15 protein-coding genes and 1 pseudogene are annotated in these 16,807 nt (G+C 30.4%); 2 read left to right on the top strand and 14 right to left on the bottom strand.

The window, feature by feature from the left end; all coding sequences use genetic code 11:
* Positions 1 to 22: 22 nt before the first annotated feature.
* Both tnpC and EO766_RS08095 read right to left on the bottom strand, forming a co-directional pair.
* Positions 23 to 670 carry an IS66 family transposase gene (gene tnpC, locus EO766_RS08100; protein WP_287100883.1) on the bottom strand — a complete coding sequence of 216 codons (648 nt, stop codon included), beginning with the start codon at positions 668 to 670 and terminating at the stop codon, positions 23 to 25.
* On the bottom strand, positions 664 to 1,044 hold the full coding sequence (locus EO766_RS08095; protein WP_287100847.1) for an IS66 family transposase: 381 nt from the start codon (positions 1,042 to 1,044) through the stop codon (positions 664 to 666). The genes tnpC and EO766_RS08095 overlap by 7 nt, the downstream gene beginning before the upstream one ends.
* A 122-nt stretch (positions 1,045 to 1,166) precedes the next feature.
* Between EO766_RS08095 and EO766_RS08090 the strand changes: the two genes are divergently transcribed.
* Both EO766_RS08090 and EO766_RS08085 read left to right on the top strand, forming a co-directional pair.
* Positions 1,167 to 1,970 (top strand): type II toxin-antitoxin system antitoxin SocA domain-containing protein, encoded by an 804-nt coding sequence (locus tag EO766_RS08090; protein WP_074419060.1) that lies wholly within the window; start codon positions 1,167 to 1,169, stop codon positions 1,968 to 1,970.
* Entirely contained in the window at positions 1,967 to 2,311 is a 345-nt protein-coding gene (locus tag EO766_RS08085) for a hypothetical protein (RefSeq protein WP_074419059.1), read from the top strand. The genes EO766_RS08090 and EO766_RS08085 overlap by 4 nt, the downstream gene beginning before the upstream one ends.
* Before the next feature lie 249 nt (positions 2,312 to 2,560).
* Here EO766_RS08085 and EO766_RS08080 read toward each other — a convergent pair whose 3' ends face one another.
* From EO766_RS08080 to EO766_RS08025, 12 genes and pseudogenes are all read right to left on the bottom strand, one after another.
* Complete coding sequence (locus EO766_RS08080) at positions 2,561 to 3,265, bottom strand: sugar transferase (protein WP_074419058.1); 705 nt, start codon at positions 3,263 to 3,265, stop codon at positions 2,561 to 2,563.
* A 94-nt stretch (positions 3,266 to 3,359) separates the two neighbouring features.
* The gene (locus tag EO766_RS08075; protein ID WP_074419057.1) at positions 3,360 to 4,997 is read right to left on the bottom strand and encodes a capsule assembly Wzi family protein; all 1,638 of its coding nucleotides are present in this window, start codon (positions 4,995 to 4,997) and stop codon (positions 3,360 to 3,362) included.
* Between the two features lie 7 nt (positions 4,998 to 5,004).
* Complete coding sequence (locus EO766_RS08070) at positions 5,005 to 6,114, bottom strand: DUF1972 domain-containing protein (protein WP_074419056.1); 1,110 nt, start codon at positions 6,112 to 6,114, stop codon at positions 5,005 to 5,007.
* Positions 6,115 to 6,125: 11 nt separating this feature from the next.
* On the bottom strand, positions 6,126 to 6,824 hold the full coding sequence (locus EO766_RS08065) for an acyltransferase (RefSeq protein WP_074419055.1): 699 nt from the start codon (positions 6,822 to 6,824) through the stop codon (positions 6,126 to 6,128).
* Positions 6,817 to 7,971, bottom strand: coding sequence for a glycosyltransferase family 9 protein (locus tag EO766_RS08060; RefSeq protein ID WP_074419054.1), 1,155 nt, complete (start codon positions 7,969 to 7,971; stop codon positions 6,817 to 6,819). The genes EO766_RS08065 and EO766_RS08060 overlap by 8 nt, the downstream gene beginning before the upstream one ends.
* Before the next feature lie 390 nt (positions 7,972 to 8,361).
* Entirely contained in the window at positions 8,362 to 9,285 is a 924-nt protein-coding gene (locus EO766_RS08055; protein ID WP_074419053.1) for a glycosyltransferase family 2 protein, read from the bottom strand.
* Complete coding sequence (locus tag EO766_RS08050; protein WP_287100846.1) at positions 9,278 to 10,525, bottom strand: O-antigen ligase family protein; 1,248 nt, start codon at positions 10,523 to 10,525, stop codon at positions 9,278 to 9,280. Before EO766_RS08050 ends, EO766_RS08055 begins: the two co-directional genes overlap by 8 nt.
* A gap of 786 nt (positions 10,526 to 11,311) precedes the next feature.
* Positions 11,312 to 12,532, bottom strand: coding sequence for a glycosyltransferase (locus EO766_RS08045; protein ID WP_074419050.1), 1,221 nt, complete (start codon positions 12,530 to 12,532; stop codon positions 11,312 to 11,314).
* Positions 12,533 to 12,557: 25 nt separating this feature from the next.
* Positions 12,558 to 13,493, bottom strand: coding sequence for an FkbM family methyltransferase (locus EO766_RS08040; protein ID WP_074420301.1), 936 nt, complete (start codon positions 13,491 to 13,493; stop codon positions 12,558 to 12,560).
* A gap of 120 nt (positions 13,494 to 13,613) precedes the next feature.
* Complete coding sequence (locus tag EO766_RS08035; RefSeq protein WP_143439195.1) at positions 13,614 to 14,954, bottom strand: polysaccharide biosynthesis protein; 1,341 nt, start codon at positions 14,952 to 14,954, stop codon at positions 13,614 to 13,616.
* Positions 14,955 to 15,240: 286 nt separating this feature from the next.
* On the bottom strand, positions 15,241 to 16,341 hold the full coding sequence (locus EO766_RS08030) for a GNVR domain-containing protein (protein ID WP_287100845.1): 1,101 nt from the start codon (positions 16,339 to 16,341) through the stop codon (positions 15,241 to 15,243).
* Positions 16,342 to 16,358: 17 nt separating this feature from the next.
* Positions 16,359 to 16,807 (bottom strand): annotated as a pseudogene (locus EO766_RS08025) (hypothetical protein); the annotation flags it as partial.

The raw sequence follows: 16,807 nt of genomic DNA, 5'->3' as shown, positions 1-16,807 counted from the left end.
GGATGTTACCCCTGCTACTATCTTATTTGCTTTGATTTTGTTTCCAGTTTTGTGGAAGCAGTTCTTGTATTTTGTTGATAGGATACCCGGCAATACGTGTTAATGTATCCTGCATCCACTCGACTGGATTTACCTGATAATTTTTGCAGGTAGCTAATAAAGAGTAGAAGATAACTGAGCGCTGTGCTGCTGCATGGCTGCCGGCAAAGAGATAATTTTTTCTTCCAACTGCCACAGGTCTGATACTGTTCTCCACCGCATTATTATCGATGTGTAGCAAATCAGTAGTGGCATACAGGCTTAATTTATCCCATCTGCTTAAACTATAGGCTATTGCTTTACCGATGGCACTGCCGGGTAATACTTCAGGATAAGCTTGCTGCATCCATAGACCTAAGTCTTTGAGTATGGGTAATGCCTGCCCTTTGCGGTATTGCAATTTATCATTATCTGTGATGTTGTTATCTGCCAGCTGTTTTTCTATGGCATAGAGCTTTTGTATTTCAGTGAGTACATACACTGCCCTCGCCTTATCATTGGGTAGTGCCTCACTGAACTTGCGTCTGGCATGCGCCATACAGTTAAATACAATGATATCGGGATTGTTATCAAAATCCTCATACACAATGTAGCCATCTGTTTGCAGATAGCCTTTGTAGTTTTTTAAAATGCTTTGAGGCCCTTCCCGGCCCCGGCCCGTTCGGTAATCAAAAAGAGTAGCAGTTTATTGGCATTACACTGATACACCCAATAATACCCCTGGTACGTAGCATTCTTTTTATCGCTATCCAATACTTTGAGAATGGTTTCATTGGCATGTAAATAACCACCGGCTAATACTAATTGCTTAGGGGCTTCATACAAGGGTTTTAAAAAAGCTGCACCGGCTGTTACCCAGTTACCAATGGTACTATTGGGAGGCTTACTTTTTTGGAGGGTTGGGGAATTTTTTAAAACCAATTTTTCGTTGGGTTGGCTTTGCAAGCTCTTGACAAAGCTTTGGTCTGCGTGTTGGCTTGTGGGGCTTTGGCAATGTGTTTGCAAATGCGTTGGGTTTTCATTTTGGCAATTTAAACAAATGTTTTTATTTAGAACAAATATTTGTTTTATAATGAAACAATGCTTATCTTTGTTCCGTTAAACAACGAAACGCATACATAATTGATATGAACATAAAATTGTTACAAAAGCAAATTGGTCAGAGGATAGCCGAACTCCGTAAAATGAAGGGCTTGTCTCAGGAAGATTTGGCTAAAAATGTCAAGATTTCCCGTCCGTCATTGGCTCAGATTGAGTTAGGAAACAGAAGTATTGATGTTCTGGAACTGCAAAAACTATCGCAAGTTTTAGGGTTCTCATTGGATGATTTTATGTCTAAAGATTTCTCTGCAAGTCAGGAGGTTTTTGTCAAAGAAGAAAAAAAGGCAAAGAAAGAAGAAGAACGTATTTCGGTGCCAACGCTACAAGTCAATAAGTTTAAAAACGTTTTGTTGCATATACTTGAGCGTTGTGCAGGTAAACCCAATGTTGGCGAAACTGTTCTTTACAAACTGCTTTATTTCGCCGACTTTAACTATTATGAATTGTATGAGGAACATTTAACAGGTGCTAAATATCGAAAGTTGCCCTTTGGTCCTGTGCCACAAAAGTTAGATACAATCATCAACCAAATGATTGAAAATGGAGAAATTGAACGAATTAAGGTTCCGTATTTTGATAAAATTCAAACACGATATATCCCTTTGGTTTCAGCTGATTTGAAAACCATAAATGGAGCAGAAAAAGAAGTGATTGATAAAGTTATCGAACAGTTTAGCGATTGGTCTGCTGCTGCTATCAGCAACTATTCTCATAAGGATATGCCTTGGCTGGCTTCAAAAGAAGGAGAAGAAATAAATTATGAATTAGCTTTTTATAGAGATGCTCCTTTCTCTGTAAGAAACTACGGAGATGAAATTGAAGAACAATGACCTTTGATGAATTAACTGAATTTAAAAAGGACTTGAAAAACCTTTTGAAAAAATATAGAACGCTAAATGAAGATTTAGGCGTGGTTAAAAAAGTGTTGGAGATTACAACCGATGAAAGACCACCGTTTAGTTTTCGTATTGATAATTTGGGTTTGGAAACGTGTATCATAAATGTTAAAAAAATTGCTTGTAAAGCATTAAAAGGTAGAGGAGTAAATTCAGGTTTGAGATTGATTTATGCTCACTTTTCTGACAAACAAAAAATCACTTTCATTGAACTGTATCATAAAAACGATAAGGAAAATGAAGATAGAAACAGAATTACGGACAATTTTAAATAAATAAACTATGTCAAGAAAAAACAATACTGATAGAAACGGTAGTTCTTTTAGTGAACAAATTGGCAACCTTTTTAATCCTGACAATCAGGCTATATGCCTAGTATGCTGCCCTTATTGAACTTTGTTGAGATGGCTAAAAGGCAAGGAAATCAAAGGCTGCAATAGCAACATCAAAGCCACCCATATAGCCACCAACAAAAAACCCGGCAAATGCCGGGTAGTGAAGAATTATTTTATAAGTAGCTGCCTTTATACCGCATTCTTATCTCCCCAAAAAGCGGTTTTAAGGGTTAGGAATATAATTTTAGCATCTAACCACAGGCTCCAATTTTGTATATACCAAATATCATGGTTTACCCTGCCCTGCATGGCATTGGCAGATTGGGTGGGCCCACGAAAACCACAAACCTGTGCCCAACCGGTAACTCCAGGTTTTACTAAATAACGTAATGCATAGTTTTCAATTACCCCTTCTGATACTTCATTAAGTTCAATAGGATGTGGTCTGGGTCCAATAATAGACATATCGCCCAACAACACATTCCAAAATTGGGGTAATTCATCTAAGCTGGTTTTACGCAAAAATTTGCCCGAAGGTGTAACCCTGGGGTCATTGGCTTTGGCTTGTAAGTAATTGCCCTTATCATCTACATTAGGGCAATGGGCATACATGGTTCTGAATTTATAACAAGTAAAGGTGGAATTATTTACTCCATTACGTTGTTGGCGAAAGAACACCGGTCCTTTAGAAGTTAATTTAATACAAAGAATAATGATGGGGAATAACCAAGAAAAAACAAGTAGAAATAATAGTGAGGTAAAAAGAACATCAAATAGTCGTTTAGCTCCGCTTGAATTAATACGCTCGGCTTTTAATAGCAATGGATGAAAATTCAAATCACTTTCCAAAGCAACAACTGCCGTTTCCCTTCTTTTTAAAAATGTTTGAAGCATACGTATACGTTTAGCCGTTTATATCCGAGAAATAAACATTTTCAATTGAGGGGGATTAGCAAATGTAGGGAAAAAAGTTATAAAATATAAATTTTTATAAGCCATATGATATACCCAAACTTAGGGTATTATTCGCTACTGTTTGTTGAGGGTAAAAGATAGTATTATGGATAATGTTAAAATTAATTTTTAAAGTTTGGATTATCTCATAATAGGCATTAAATCCAATATCACGCCTTGAAAAAAGTTCATTATATAAAAATGGCGGTTCTGGTTGTTGATTGTATTGTTGATCTAAAGTCCAATCTGAACCTTTTCTAGAATATTGATACCAAATACTTGTCTTTAAACGAGGAAGAGGTGTATATTTTACATATAAATATATCCTATCAGCATTCTGTCCCATCCAATCACCTAAGGAATAAGAATTATTCGTATAAGTTTGAGCGGGTATTATGTTATTATATACACCGCCTCGAATTCTAGTATATTCACCGCCAATTGTTAAATAATTAATGAACACATCTGTTTTATTAGCACCGAGAGTATAAGCAATTTGATTTCTGTTTTGTACTCTATCAAAAATCTTTGAAAGTCTAATTTCATCAATAAATAAAGTGGCATATAGATGCGTATTTTTAATTTGATTTCTGGAACTAATTTGTGCAAATATTTGTCCATTACTTCCGCCATTCAAGCTATAACTACTCACATATTGATCATACGCTTTGAAAAAGTTGATTGGAATTAAATAACCTACATCCAATTTATCACTATAAACCATTGATTCACCAATGGAAAAATTTAGACCTTTAATTGTTTTAAAAGTTAGAGAATGACTTGCAATATATTTTGATCGAAAAATTTCTCTATACCCACCTGCTGTATTGGTTCCAGTAGCATAAGAACGACTTGAATCAATTACATCTGAATTGAGCCAACCATTAAAATAATCAAAATCTAACCATTTAAAAGGTTCATAATGCAGACGTAAATAAAAAAAAGAAGGAGCTTTCGATGATAAAACAATTTTACCACTTTCACCATATCCCCAATTCAAATTATCTTTTCCAACAGATACTATACCATTTTTCCAACGATAACCTAGGTTGAAGTTTAAATTACTGTAATTTAACTGATTGGGATTTCTGCTTGTGTTAACAATTCCTTGATCAGGTGTAAAATACTTATTAGCATTCAAAGAGTCACCACTTTCAGTAACATCTCTAAAAAAAACATTATAGCCAAAATGTTTACCAATCATGCCCCACATTCTAAAGCCACCATATGTGGTTAAATTATGATTATTATTATAATGTATGTAATCGTACCCTACTATAGGATCTACAAATAATTGCATTTGTTTATTCCCGCTTGCTATGGTTCTAAATCTACCTGATTCATCCTTTTGAAAAATGTGAATTTTATCATTGTTCAAATACGAACTATTGAACAAATGAATATCATAATAATATTCAGTTATATAAAAATCTAGTTCTTTCTTTTCTGTATAAGACAATTTACTGATTGATTCAGACTTCAAGACAACCAAAGCATTAGCAATGGCATATCGATCTAAAGGTAAAACAATATCATCCCATTGAATAAGCCCTTTTGCAGCCATCCTATATAAATAATTGTAAACTTCTTTGGTTTGAGGCTCATTGATTTGAGCCCTCACAAGATTTATAAAAAAAATATTAAAAAAAAATATTAAAAAAAATTTATACATATTTTATTTATTTTATATTACTTTTTATTTCATGAAGAAGATTATAATACTGATTAACAATTTTATTCCAAGAATAATTTTGTAAAATACGCTCACGAGCTCTCTCTCTAAGTAAGTGAACTTTGTTTAGATCTTTCTCAATATTTTCAATTAGATGCAACAATGAACCTTTGCCTTTTGTAAAATAGAGGCCATAATTCTCATCAACAAGTACTTCACGACTAAAAACTGTATCTAACGCTAAAACTGTACATCCATAAGCTAAAGCTTTCAAAAGGGTGGGATTAGTACCTCCAAATTCATGCCCATGGATATATGCAAAAGAATTATGATAGAGTTCTGCAAGTGTATTTGCATCAGTGACATATCCAGTAAATATAATTCTTGAATCCTTTATAAGCTTAATTTTACGAGCATATTCATCATCATATGGTACATCTCCAACAACCACTAATTGCTTTTGTGAATGACTACTTATAAATTCCTCAAGAATTAATAAACCATTATTATCAGGAATTAACCTACCAACTATTAAATAGTAATTTTCTTTTCTGAGTTTCCATTTTTCAATTAAATTAGTATTGGATGAATAACGTATATTAGCCCCATATGCAATAACTTTAGAATCGCGATTAAATTCAGTAAGATATATTTTTCGCATTTCCTCTGCATCAGTAATTATTACATCCATCCATTTTGTTGCCATTCTAGAAGTGAAGTAAAATACTTTCGCTCCTAATCCTTTCCATTTTGGCCTTAGCCACTCAAGGCCATCTACATTTATTACAGTCTTTTTATGAAATAATTTAGTGAGTATTCCAAACACTCCATTAGCAGAATTGACATAAAGAATAACATCATAATTTAAAAAAAGTGCATGAAGTGTACTCAAAAAAGAATTGGACAATTGACTTAGGCTCTTCGATTGAATACAATAAATATAATGTAGTTTAACACCATTTACCTGCTTAGGTTTCTCTTTAAATAAAGCCCTGTGACAGTATACATGTACGTCAATTCCCATTTCGCATAATTTAGGTGTAACTTCACTTACAAAAGTTTCATAACCACTATAAACGTAGGGATAACCGCGAGAACCAATAACAGCAAGTTTCATTATAGAAAATATTATTCGTGTCTATATTTCAAAATACGTGCAGGTACCCCAGCAATAACAGAATTACTAGGAAATGACTTTGTTACCACAGAACCGGCAGCTATAACACATCCACTACCCAATTCTACACCATCTAAAATAGTAGAACCAGCGCCAATCCAACAATTATCGTGTATCGTGACTCCTTTTCTATTTACACCCTGCTTTCGAATTTCAACCAACAGTTTATTGTAATTATGATTTTCAGAAAAGATTTTTACTTGAGGGCCAATAATAACATCATTACCTATTTTAATTCCACCTTGCCCTCCTAGAAAAGATTGTGCCCCAATTGCTGAGTTGTTACCAATACAAATACCAACCCCTTTATTTGAAATTACTCCAGTGCAGGTAATTATTGATTGCTTACCAATTGTAACATTATTACCTAATATTATTCCATTTTGAGAAAGAGCACTTAAAAAAACATTATTTTCAATAATAATATTTTTACCTGTAGATAAATGATAACCATGCTCAATACGTACATTCCTTCCACAAAAAACTATACCCTTAGAGTTAATCCAAATTTTTAAATACATGCCTCTACAGATTTGCATGAACCGAATATAAAGAACTGTAAATAACTCGATATTATTATAATCTGAATTTATTTTATATTCGCGATCTTTTTTTAGAATTGAAATAATTTTTTCTATATACTTAACCATTTAAAAGAATATTTGATATTGCGACACAAACCTGTTCTGTTGAAGTCTCTATTAAACATTTAGAGTAACCATTTTCTGGATGGTTACACATAATCCTTTTGCTCCTATCACAAACACAATAGTTATTATCTATATATATTCCATATGGTGTTATTGGTCGGGTTTGTTGAGGCTTTGCTGGACCAAATATAGTTATTAATGGTACATCAAAACATGAAGCAATGTGTTGAGTTCCAGTATCCACACCAATAACAATTCTTGCATTTTCCATTAAGGCAGCAACATTTCGTAAAGAAGTTTTTCCACAAAGGTTAAAAATATATTCCTTATTATTTGCTATATCTGAAGCAGCAATATCATAATCTTCTTTAGTTCCTACAATAATACTAAACATATCAAATTTAGTTTTAAGAAACTCGGCAATTATATTCCAATTATAAAAAGGCCATTCACGAACAGAATGAGCTGAAAAAGGCGATATGACAGCATATAAGGAATCAAAGGGTAGCTGTTCCGAATTTAATATCTCCTTAATATTTTTTCTATCTATATCATTAAGAAAAATTTCAGGACGTTTATTAGCAATCTTTACATCTATTAGATTTAGAATTTTAGCAACAACATCTACTTGATGTTCATCTTCATTGAATGAAACACCATAAGTTAGCAGTGACTTACCTCCTTTTCTTAATGAGGATATTCTCAAAGGTATGTTTGCAAGAATTCCAAATAAAAAAACAAAACGAGGATCTCCACGAAATTCAATAAAACAATCAATGTGTTTACTCCTTATATATTTAATAGTTTTTATACACTTTAATAAATTTTTCAAAGTCCAATAATTGTTCCTCTTATCGTATGGCCATGGCCAATTAAAATAAATTAATTCATCTATGAATGGATTATTATCTATTAATGATCTAGAAGATGAATTTGTCAGTAAAAAAACTTTACTACCCAGATACGCTTCCTTAATTGACCTAAAGGCAGGAGTAGTCATTACAACATCTCCTATATGATCTAGTCGACAAACTAAAAATGTAGCTTTATTTAAATTAATATTTCTTTTTTTTAAAGAAAGAGATTGAGTTTTACCTATTATATAAAATATAAAAATCGCTATTTTAATCACAATATTTTGAATCATAATCTTTAAAATTAATTACCAAATATTCTTTCAACTAGTATTCTGATCAATATTAGTTATATAATAAGTTGTATAAATGCCAATATTCTGATTTAATTTTACTAGTGTTACAGAGATTTAAAATAACCATTACTTGACGCTTTTTACCCAAAATTTTTTAATGCTACCCAGTTACAATAAATAAATAAATAGAGTATTACGAAAGATATAAGAAATGCTTTTTAGACAATCAAATCATCATTTACTAATAAAAATAAAAATTTGATTAGTTTTTTCACTTTATATCGGATGAGATGTTTATTTATTGTAGACATTAACATAATAAAAATATCATCCTTCATTTGAAGGCAATAATAAATCTAATTTGATTTATAAATTTTAATCAAAAATTTAATTTTGTAAGCGATTTTTTTTTGTAAACCCATCTATAAATCCAAGCAATATATATTTGCAAAATGTAAAATTGCCTTGAAACAAAAATTTAAATTCCAAATACAATAACCACCTTATTAAGAAATAAGAAAAAGAAAAAACAAAATACCATTTTTTAATATTATATTTTTTTTGTAAAATAACAAGATTTCTCGTAACTAGATAAAATCCTAACCATTTATTTTTATTGATTTTAAATGACAGACTGACTTTATGCCAAATCTTAGCATTAGCTTCATACATAATTATATAGCCATTTTGCAAAACCTTAAAACTAAAATCAACATCTTCGCAATTCGCAAAATAAATTTCATCAAATAACCCATAATTGATAATAAAATGGGATTTAACTAACATTGCACATCCATTCATAAAAGTAATAGGCTTTACTTTAGAATATCTTTTTGAGTCTTTTTTTCCCAAACCAAAATGCTCCCCAACACACGAAAGTTTATTTATATACCCGCCGGCATACCAGATTGTATTAGGGGAATTAAAATAATAAATTTTAGGCACTACTACAGCTATCTTATTATTGTTCATAGCCAAATCGACCATTTTAGATAAAAAGTCGGGATCTACTTCCGTATCGTTATTTAAAAACAAGAAAAAATCAGGTGTTTTTATTTTGAGTATATATTCAACAGCTTGATTATTACCTCCAGTAAATCCATAATTTTTATCAAGTGCTAAAATAGAAACCTTAGATTTCTTATCACAGTAATTTCTAAGGATATTTAAAGATTCATCTGTTGAACCATTGTCTACAAGAAGAATTTCATAATTATTATAATTAATCCCTAATAAACTTTTTAAACACTCCAAAGTAATTAGATAGCCATTCCAATTTAATATAACAATAAAAACAAAAGGGTCATTCATATATAATCTTTAATTTATTGAATCCCAACCCAACAAAAATCCATAAAAAAGTAATAAACGTTGGTTCAAAAACAATTACAGACAAAAATCCAACAACAATTGTTATTATAAGCGAGTTTTTTGCAAACTGAGCAAAAAGACTTTTTTTTATATTTAAATTGATAAATGTAATTAAATAAGAATAAAAAATTAATAACCCGATAAAAACACCGTTCTCAACTAAAACTAACCACCAAAATATCTCAGTCTGCCAAAGTTGTTTAGTTGCACTATACTGAACTGTGCCAATCCCAAGTCCCATTGGGTGATTTATAATCATTTTTAAACCATCGAAAAAGCTATCGGGCCTTCCTTCTGCACTAGCTTCTTCAAATTTTATACTCGAAAGAAAAATATTACCAAAGTCGGTAGTAAAATATAAAAAAAGTAAAATAGAAAACAACATTAATAATGAAAACAAAACTTCTTTCTTGAAAGTAATTTTTCTGAATGAAATAAAAAAAAACAGGCCAGTAAATAACCAAGATATTCTAGAAAAAGTTTGAATAAGTGTTGCTAATGCGATCAATAGAATAAAAGTGATAAATATTTTATTGACTTTTGATAATTTATATTTAAATAAAACAAATGAAAAAAAACAAATAATCAAAGAAGTATACAACCCTAGTTCATTGGGGCCTGCAAATGGACCATACATCCGCTGATGACCCATTATAACAGATGCTGTATATTTAAAAACAATTTCACCAGAAGAAGCAATATAATCTGCAATCCCCATAAGCAATGCGAATTGATTACTAAAAAAATATAATTGTAAATGTGAAATTAAAAAAACAAAAAAGGATGAAAATATGAGATTTTTTAATAACTTATTTAAAAATGATTCACTCATTTTCATATTAGAAGTACAATATGCAGTAATTAGAGGAAAACAATATACTTTAAAGGAGACTAATGCATCATTTTTTTCTGGCGCAAAAATTAACATAAAAAGTTCAACAAAAATTATAAGGGAAAATAATATGAAAGGGAATTTTTTTGAAAATAAATAATGATTAAATATTTGCAATTTTAAAATTTTAAAAAAAGAAACAATAATAATTGTTTCCTTCCATAAAGAAATAATTTTATCGGATCCTTCCAATATTATAAAGATATGCTTTATCAAAAATTGAAAAGGCAAAATGGACATGACTAATAATATAGCATCTTCAACTTTTAACCTTATTGATAATAACACTATTAAAATTAATAATACAGATTGAAAATACACAGTTATGCTAAATAATTTTTTAATGTTATAATTCTATCATATTTAAACCAGGAAAGGGATTCGGATTAACATAATTTAAAATAAATCGAAACCAATTTCGATAAATTTATTTTTTTAAGATCGAAAATTGGATTATTATTAGTAATTATTAATTATTTTAGTTTTGATATAATTTTGAGAAAATTGACTTTAACTTATTATGACGCTTCATATATTTATAAATTATATATTTCAATAACGGTATAATAAAAGTCTTCTAAAAGTCTTGAGAAACAAATATTATAAAGATTCATCAGAACAAACATTCATATTAATTTTATATTTATAGATTAATAATAAAAGTATTTTAATTAAACTTTAAATAGATTGCGCACCTTAGAAATAGAAATCTTTTAATGCCATTCTAACCCGAGTACTTGGCTCAACTTAATCGTAATACAAGCCATAAAACTTATTTTACATAAAACATATGTTAGTATCTAATTCCATTGCAAAGTTTTAATACATAATTTAAAATTGGAGTTTCATATTTAAATTTTTTCTTAACTTATTTCAAATCAGTATGTGCACTTGTATTGTGGAAAAAATTAGATTATAATTAACAAACCGAATTGTACTCAAACAAAATAATGAATAATGTCATATAATTATTATGTTTTTTTTTAATACAGAATATCTATTTAGTCTCAATTAAAGCTTGCTTTAATTTAAAGATTAGAAAATTCTAATTAATTTTCTAGCAAATTTTACTTTTTAGTGTGAGTTTATTAAGCTTAGAATTTTTTGTTTATATTCTTTATATGAATTTTCGAAAGAAAAATCTTGATTTATAAGTTTCATCGCATTAGAACCAACACTTTTAGCCAGATTAACATTTAATAATAAAGCTAACAAAACATTATAGTATTGATAAGGCTCATCACACAAAAAAAAAGAAATGCCATTAGTTGCACTAATACCTTCCATGCCAATTTTTGTAGTAAGAACAGGTAAAGCAGCCCGCATACCTTCAATAACTTTTACCTTAATGCCGGCTCCTTGAAAAATCGGAGCAACCATACACAATGATTCTTCAAAATAATTTGATGGATCTTCTACAAAACCAGTAAAATGAAGGTTAGGTATATAATTATATCGGTTTTTCAAAAGTTCACCTTTAGCACCTACTACTGTAAAAGTAAATTTATCGTACAATTGATAGGGTTCAAAAACATTGCTTATAAACCAAGACACTGCCTGAATATTTTCAGGACGACCCATAGCACCATAAAATAAAATATTGTTTGTATACTTTTTCTGTTTATAAATTGCTAAATGATTTGAATAAAATGGTGAGATAACCAATAATTTTTCACTTTGAATATCAAATTGCTTTAATCTTTCAGCATCCAAATAATTATGTAGTAAAACTAAATTCATATTTTTAAGTAACGACAATTCAAGATCCTTAAATTTTTTTGCCATAGCAAATTTTACCATTCTTAGACTAGCTTTTCTTTCTATAGCTATAAATGTAACGTCATGCTCTGAACTTACAAATTTGGAATTAGGGAAGATTTTGCGAAGCTGTGGATAGATAAATAGCATTTCAGTCCATTCTAATACTATAACATCTGGTGTATAGTGATTTTTAATTTTTTTTGCAGCATAAATAAAATTTAAAAGCAATAATGGACTGACAAAATAATAAATGGGATTATACCAACTTAATAGATTTTTTAGCCCTTTATTGTAGTGAAAAAAATTGTATATCCGAATAAATAAAGGAATTCGTATAGAAAAATCTTTGCACCCATTAAATTGTAGATGCATAGTTTTATAATCAAAGTCATTTTTGTGAAGAATCACATAAGAAATTTCAAAATCAGAATCATTAGCAAATGATTTGAGATAAAAATTAAAAGTTTGATGACCAGCCATAGCACTTCTGTCGTGGACAGCATGAGGACTAAAAAATAAAACTTTTTTTTTCATTGGCTATTTCCGATTTTATTTCATTTTATTTACGAAATGCATATATCATTCCAACGTCTTTATTACAATCGCCAAAAGAAAATACATCAAACCCATTTACATTTAAGGTTTTAATAATTTGACTCGGCCCTTTCTCATGCCATTCAATTATGAATACTTTTATCCTTCTAAGAACTTTTTTTTCATGTAGTTCATCAATAATAACATATTCTGATCCTTCGCAATCAATTTTAGCGATAAAGTTTGAATAAGGATTTTCATTCAAAATGGTTTTTATTTCATTTAGCCCAGATCTAAGTTCTATTCGTTCAATTTGAATATTACTCTTATATGTAGCTAATAAATCTTTAGGTATACCTTTAACACCTACACTCCCTTTATTCTCAACAATATATTTAACATCTAAAAACTGATTTTCTTTATCTAACCCATAATTTCGAGGAATAATTTTATGAGCCAAATGATTATTTAGTTCAATATTTTTAATAGCATAATTAAACGTTTTAGGAAATGGCTCAAAAGCATATATTTTTTCTATCTTATCATTTTTAGCAAAGAATAAACTAGTTATTGCTACATTCATCCCAATGTCAATCAAACTCATATTTTCATTAATTACATAATTATAAATACCATCTACAAAAACTTCTTTTAAAATATTTAATTCATCCCAGTAATTTATATTAAATTTCAGGTTGTCAATTTTAATTAATAACCCATCATCGCTAGAAATTATTTGTGCATTGCACTTCTCAATTAAATTAATGATTAAATTATAACCATTCAAGACAAATAAATTTTTATCCTTATGTACTGAAACTTTTAACCTTTTCAGATATAATTGCTTTTTTGAAATAGAGTAATCAAAGTCTTCAATAGGTATTTCGTGTCTTAAAATTTTCTTTATAAATAAGAAATTTGGGACTTTCAAAACAATTTTAAATAAATTAAATAAATTCATAAAATAATTATGTATTTAAAATGAAAGCAATTTTATAAGTAAAAAATAAAATTTTATAAATTATAATAGCTATTTAAAATAATAAAGTATCTGAATCATGAATCTGAAATTTTTGATATTCTAAGCAATTTTATTCGATAATCGAAATTCATTTCTGTAAATAAAGTAAGTCCAAGGTACAAGTATTAATGAGACTACAACAAAAAATACGATACCGAAAGCATATACCCCAAGCCATTTTACAGTGCATATAATCAAAGTAATTTCTAAAACTGTGCATACAAAGGTTGGAATTAAAAATGGTTCTTTTTTTTGAAATCTTACTGCGCTAGTAAAAACGTTTGAAAATTGCATGAATACCCCAGTAAGTAGAATTAAAATTATTACTGGCATTTCAGTAAATCGATTAAATTGTTTAACGTGCATTGTTTTTCCTATGTATATTAAAATAATAAAAAAAACAAACACTAATGAGGAAAATAATAAGCTTTTAACAATCGTAAAATTGACCATTTTTTTGATTTGTAAAAATTTTTGTTTTGCACCAAGTATTCCAAACTTAGGAGCAGTTGAACTAATCCAAACAAATCCTACCATATTAACAACATTAAATAATTGCATTGTAGCACCTATTTTACCAGCTTCTTGGGTACTCAATAATTTAAAAGAAAGTGGCACAAAAGACTGCATCATAAAGTAACCCAATAACCAACTTAGACCAATTTTCCATTGTTGACCCCAAAATTCATTTCGCCAGAGATACTTATCATCGATACCTTTAATTTGACGAAATTTGAGAAACATCATAGCATGTTTACGCATTAAATAAAAAGTCACTATTGATGCTCCAAAAACATTGGCCGATAATGAATATAATCCCATTCCAAAATAAATACCCGCCCACATACAAATAGCACCAAAAATAGTTGCAAATAATGAAATTAATTGGTTTTTAGCAATTTGATTAGTCCCTTCAAGAAGAGACTTAAATGGTGATAAAATTATTGAAAACGAAACACTTATTGTCAGTAAAATCCATGGAAGATCATAAAGATGGAACGGCTTATTTGATAATCCCATAAAAAAGTAACCACCTATTCCTACAAATAATAAAAAGAATAAAGCCACACCAATATACCATTTTAAACTAATTCGTATAAGACCAGCCAATCTTGCCATTGCAATTTTATCCCCGTGGATTGTATTACTCTCTTTAAAATACAAATGTGCCCATTCGTGACTGATAAATTGAACTAAAACGACACCAAATCCAATATCTAACAAAAAATTCAAAAGAAGTAAATTATTGAAAATGTAATAATATCCTTGCAAATCAATAGAAAAATAAGTTGTCACCATTAACATTGAAATAAACGCAGAACCTAAGCCTATTACACGATTAATAAAAGTAAAAACTAACGCACTATTTTTAAAATACATAAAATTTTTAGATATACTCAAAGGTGATTAATATTAACAATAATAATATATAAGATTAGATTAAATAACAAACTTATTGTATTTTTATAATTTAATAATCGATAACTCTTAAATGCTTTAATCAAAACCCTTATTTGAACTATTCTGAAAAATATAAATTAGCTTGTATTTATTATATTAAAGTCTTAGGTTTTGATATATAATTTAATATTATTCAAAGCTTCGCTTACCTCACTCCCATTCCGGCTGTGCGGTATCCCATAAAATTATTTTTCCATTCACACAATTCACTTCTCTTTTCACCGCACTAAGACAATGAAGGAGTATTTTTTGCTGCCTCTATTGTCCAATGCTGTTGCAAATAACGTATGAAAACATATCCTACGCCAATTAGTACACCTATAATAAACCCTATAATCATTGTAAAACTTAGCTTCTTTTTCCCATCTTCCAAAGGTGCATGCGGCATATCTAACACTTCAATCACCGGAGTTTGCAGCATTAAAGTAGTACGTACGGTTTCCAAATTTTTTACTACTTCTGTATACAATGTTGCCAATACGGTACGATCGCGGGAAGCTAATTCGGTGGGAACTAACACCGATTTTAAAGCCGGATTGGCATCGTTGATTTGCATGCCGGCTACCTGATAGCTTTTGTTATTTAATAAGGCCAATAACGAATCGGCCTTTTGCTGTAAACGGTTAACGTTGGAAGCAGATACCGAGGTTTTGATATCAATATACAAATCACTGGCTTCCTTCACCATTCGGCGAGCCAATAACAAAGAAAAATCGGGATTGATAGATGTAGCCGTTACGGTAATAATGGTTCCTTTTTTATTTAATCGGCTTACAGATACGTATTTTTTGGTTACCTGTTTATAAACTTCATGCAAAATACTATCCTGCAACAAACTAAGGCTATTTCGGCCATTTACTCGATAAAAATTCATGGTATCCAACCCGGGCTTATGGCGCCAGGCTTTTTTTAGTTTACTAAAATCTAAAAATACATCAGCCAAAGTAGGCCCATTGGTTTGACTACTATCCACCTTACTCAACAAAACATGTTCAACAATGCGGCGGGAGTTTAAAATATCTAAAATATTATCGCCTGAAAAAATGCTACTGCTACCGGTTAAACTACCCACATCAAATCCAAATTGAGAGGCCAGTCCGGCTAATCCCCCACCACCGGGTGTTTTTTCTTCTAAAATAAAGGTTTCTTCTGCCTGATAAGCCGGTTTTTGCAGGTAATAATACAATACACCACCGCCAATGCCCAATACAGCAGCTATTAACAGCCATACCCATTGCTGCCGCAGGTAGCGCAGAAAAGCTTTTACCTGTTGCAGTATATCGGCCAGACTATAATATTCTTCCTGTGGTTCGGTTGTTTGTGTCATACACCTTTACGGCTTGCTTATTTTTTAATTAAATATACCAATGAAACAATTAATCCTGCTATAGAAGCAAAGGCTGCACCGGTACTGGCTATTTCATTAGCCGGTGTACGCTTTTTAATAGGCACGTACACTTCTGTACCGGGTTTTATTTCCGGATAGGTTTTAAAGAACAAAAAGTGTTTGGTACTTCTTATTTCCCCATTGGGATAAATAACATAGCTCCGTTTACGGGAAGCATATTGCTGAAAGCCCCCCGATTGGTCAATGACTTTTCTAAACGTCAACCCCTTGGTATATACCACTTTCTGAGATACATATACCCCACCAAAGGATTGTACGGTTTGCAATTGTTTGGGTACTTTAATTACATCCCCTTCTTCTAACAGTAAATTATATACAGAACCTGGGTTGTTCAATGCCTCCCCTAAACGGATACCTACCTGCTTTTTGGCTTCGGTAATGGAAG

This window comes from Hydrotalea sp. AMD (assembly GCF_004100315.1).
Lineage (GTDB): Bacteria > Bacteroidota > Bacteroidia > Chitinophagales > Chitinophagaceae > Hydrotalea > Hydrotalea flava.
Note: the sequence above shows the minus strand (reverse complement) of the source record. Positions and strands in the feature narration are given on the sequence as shown.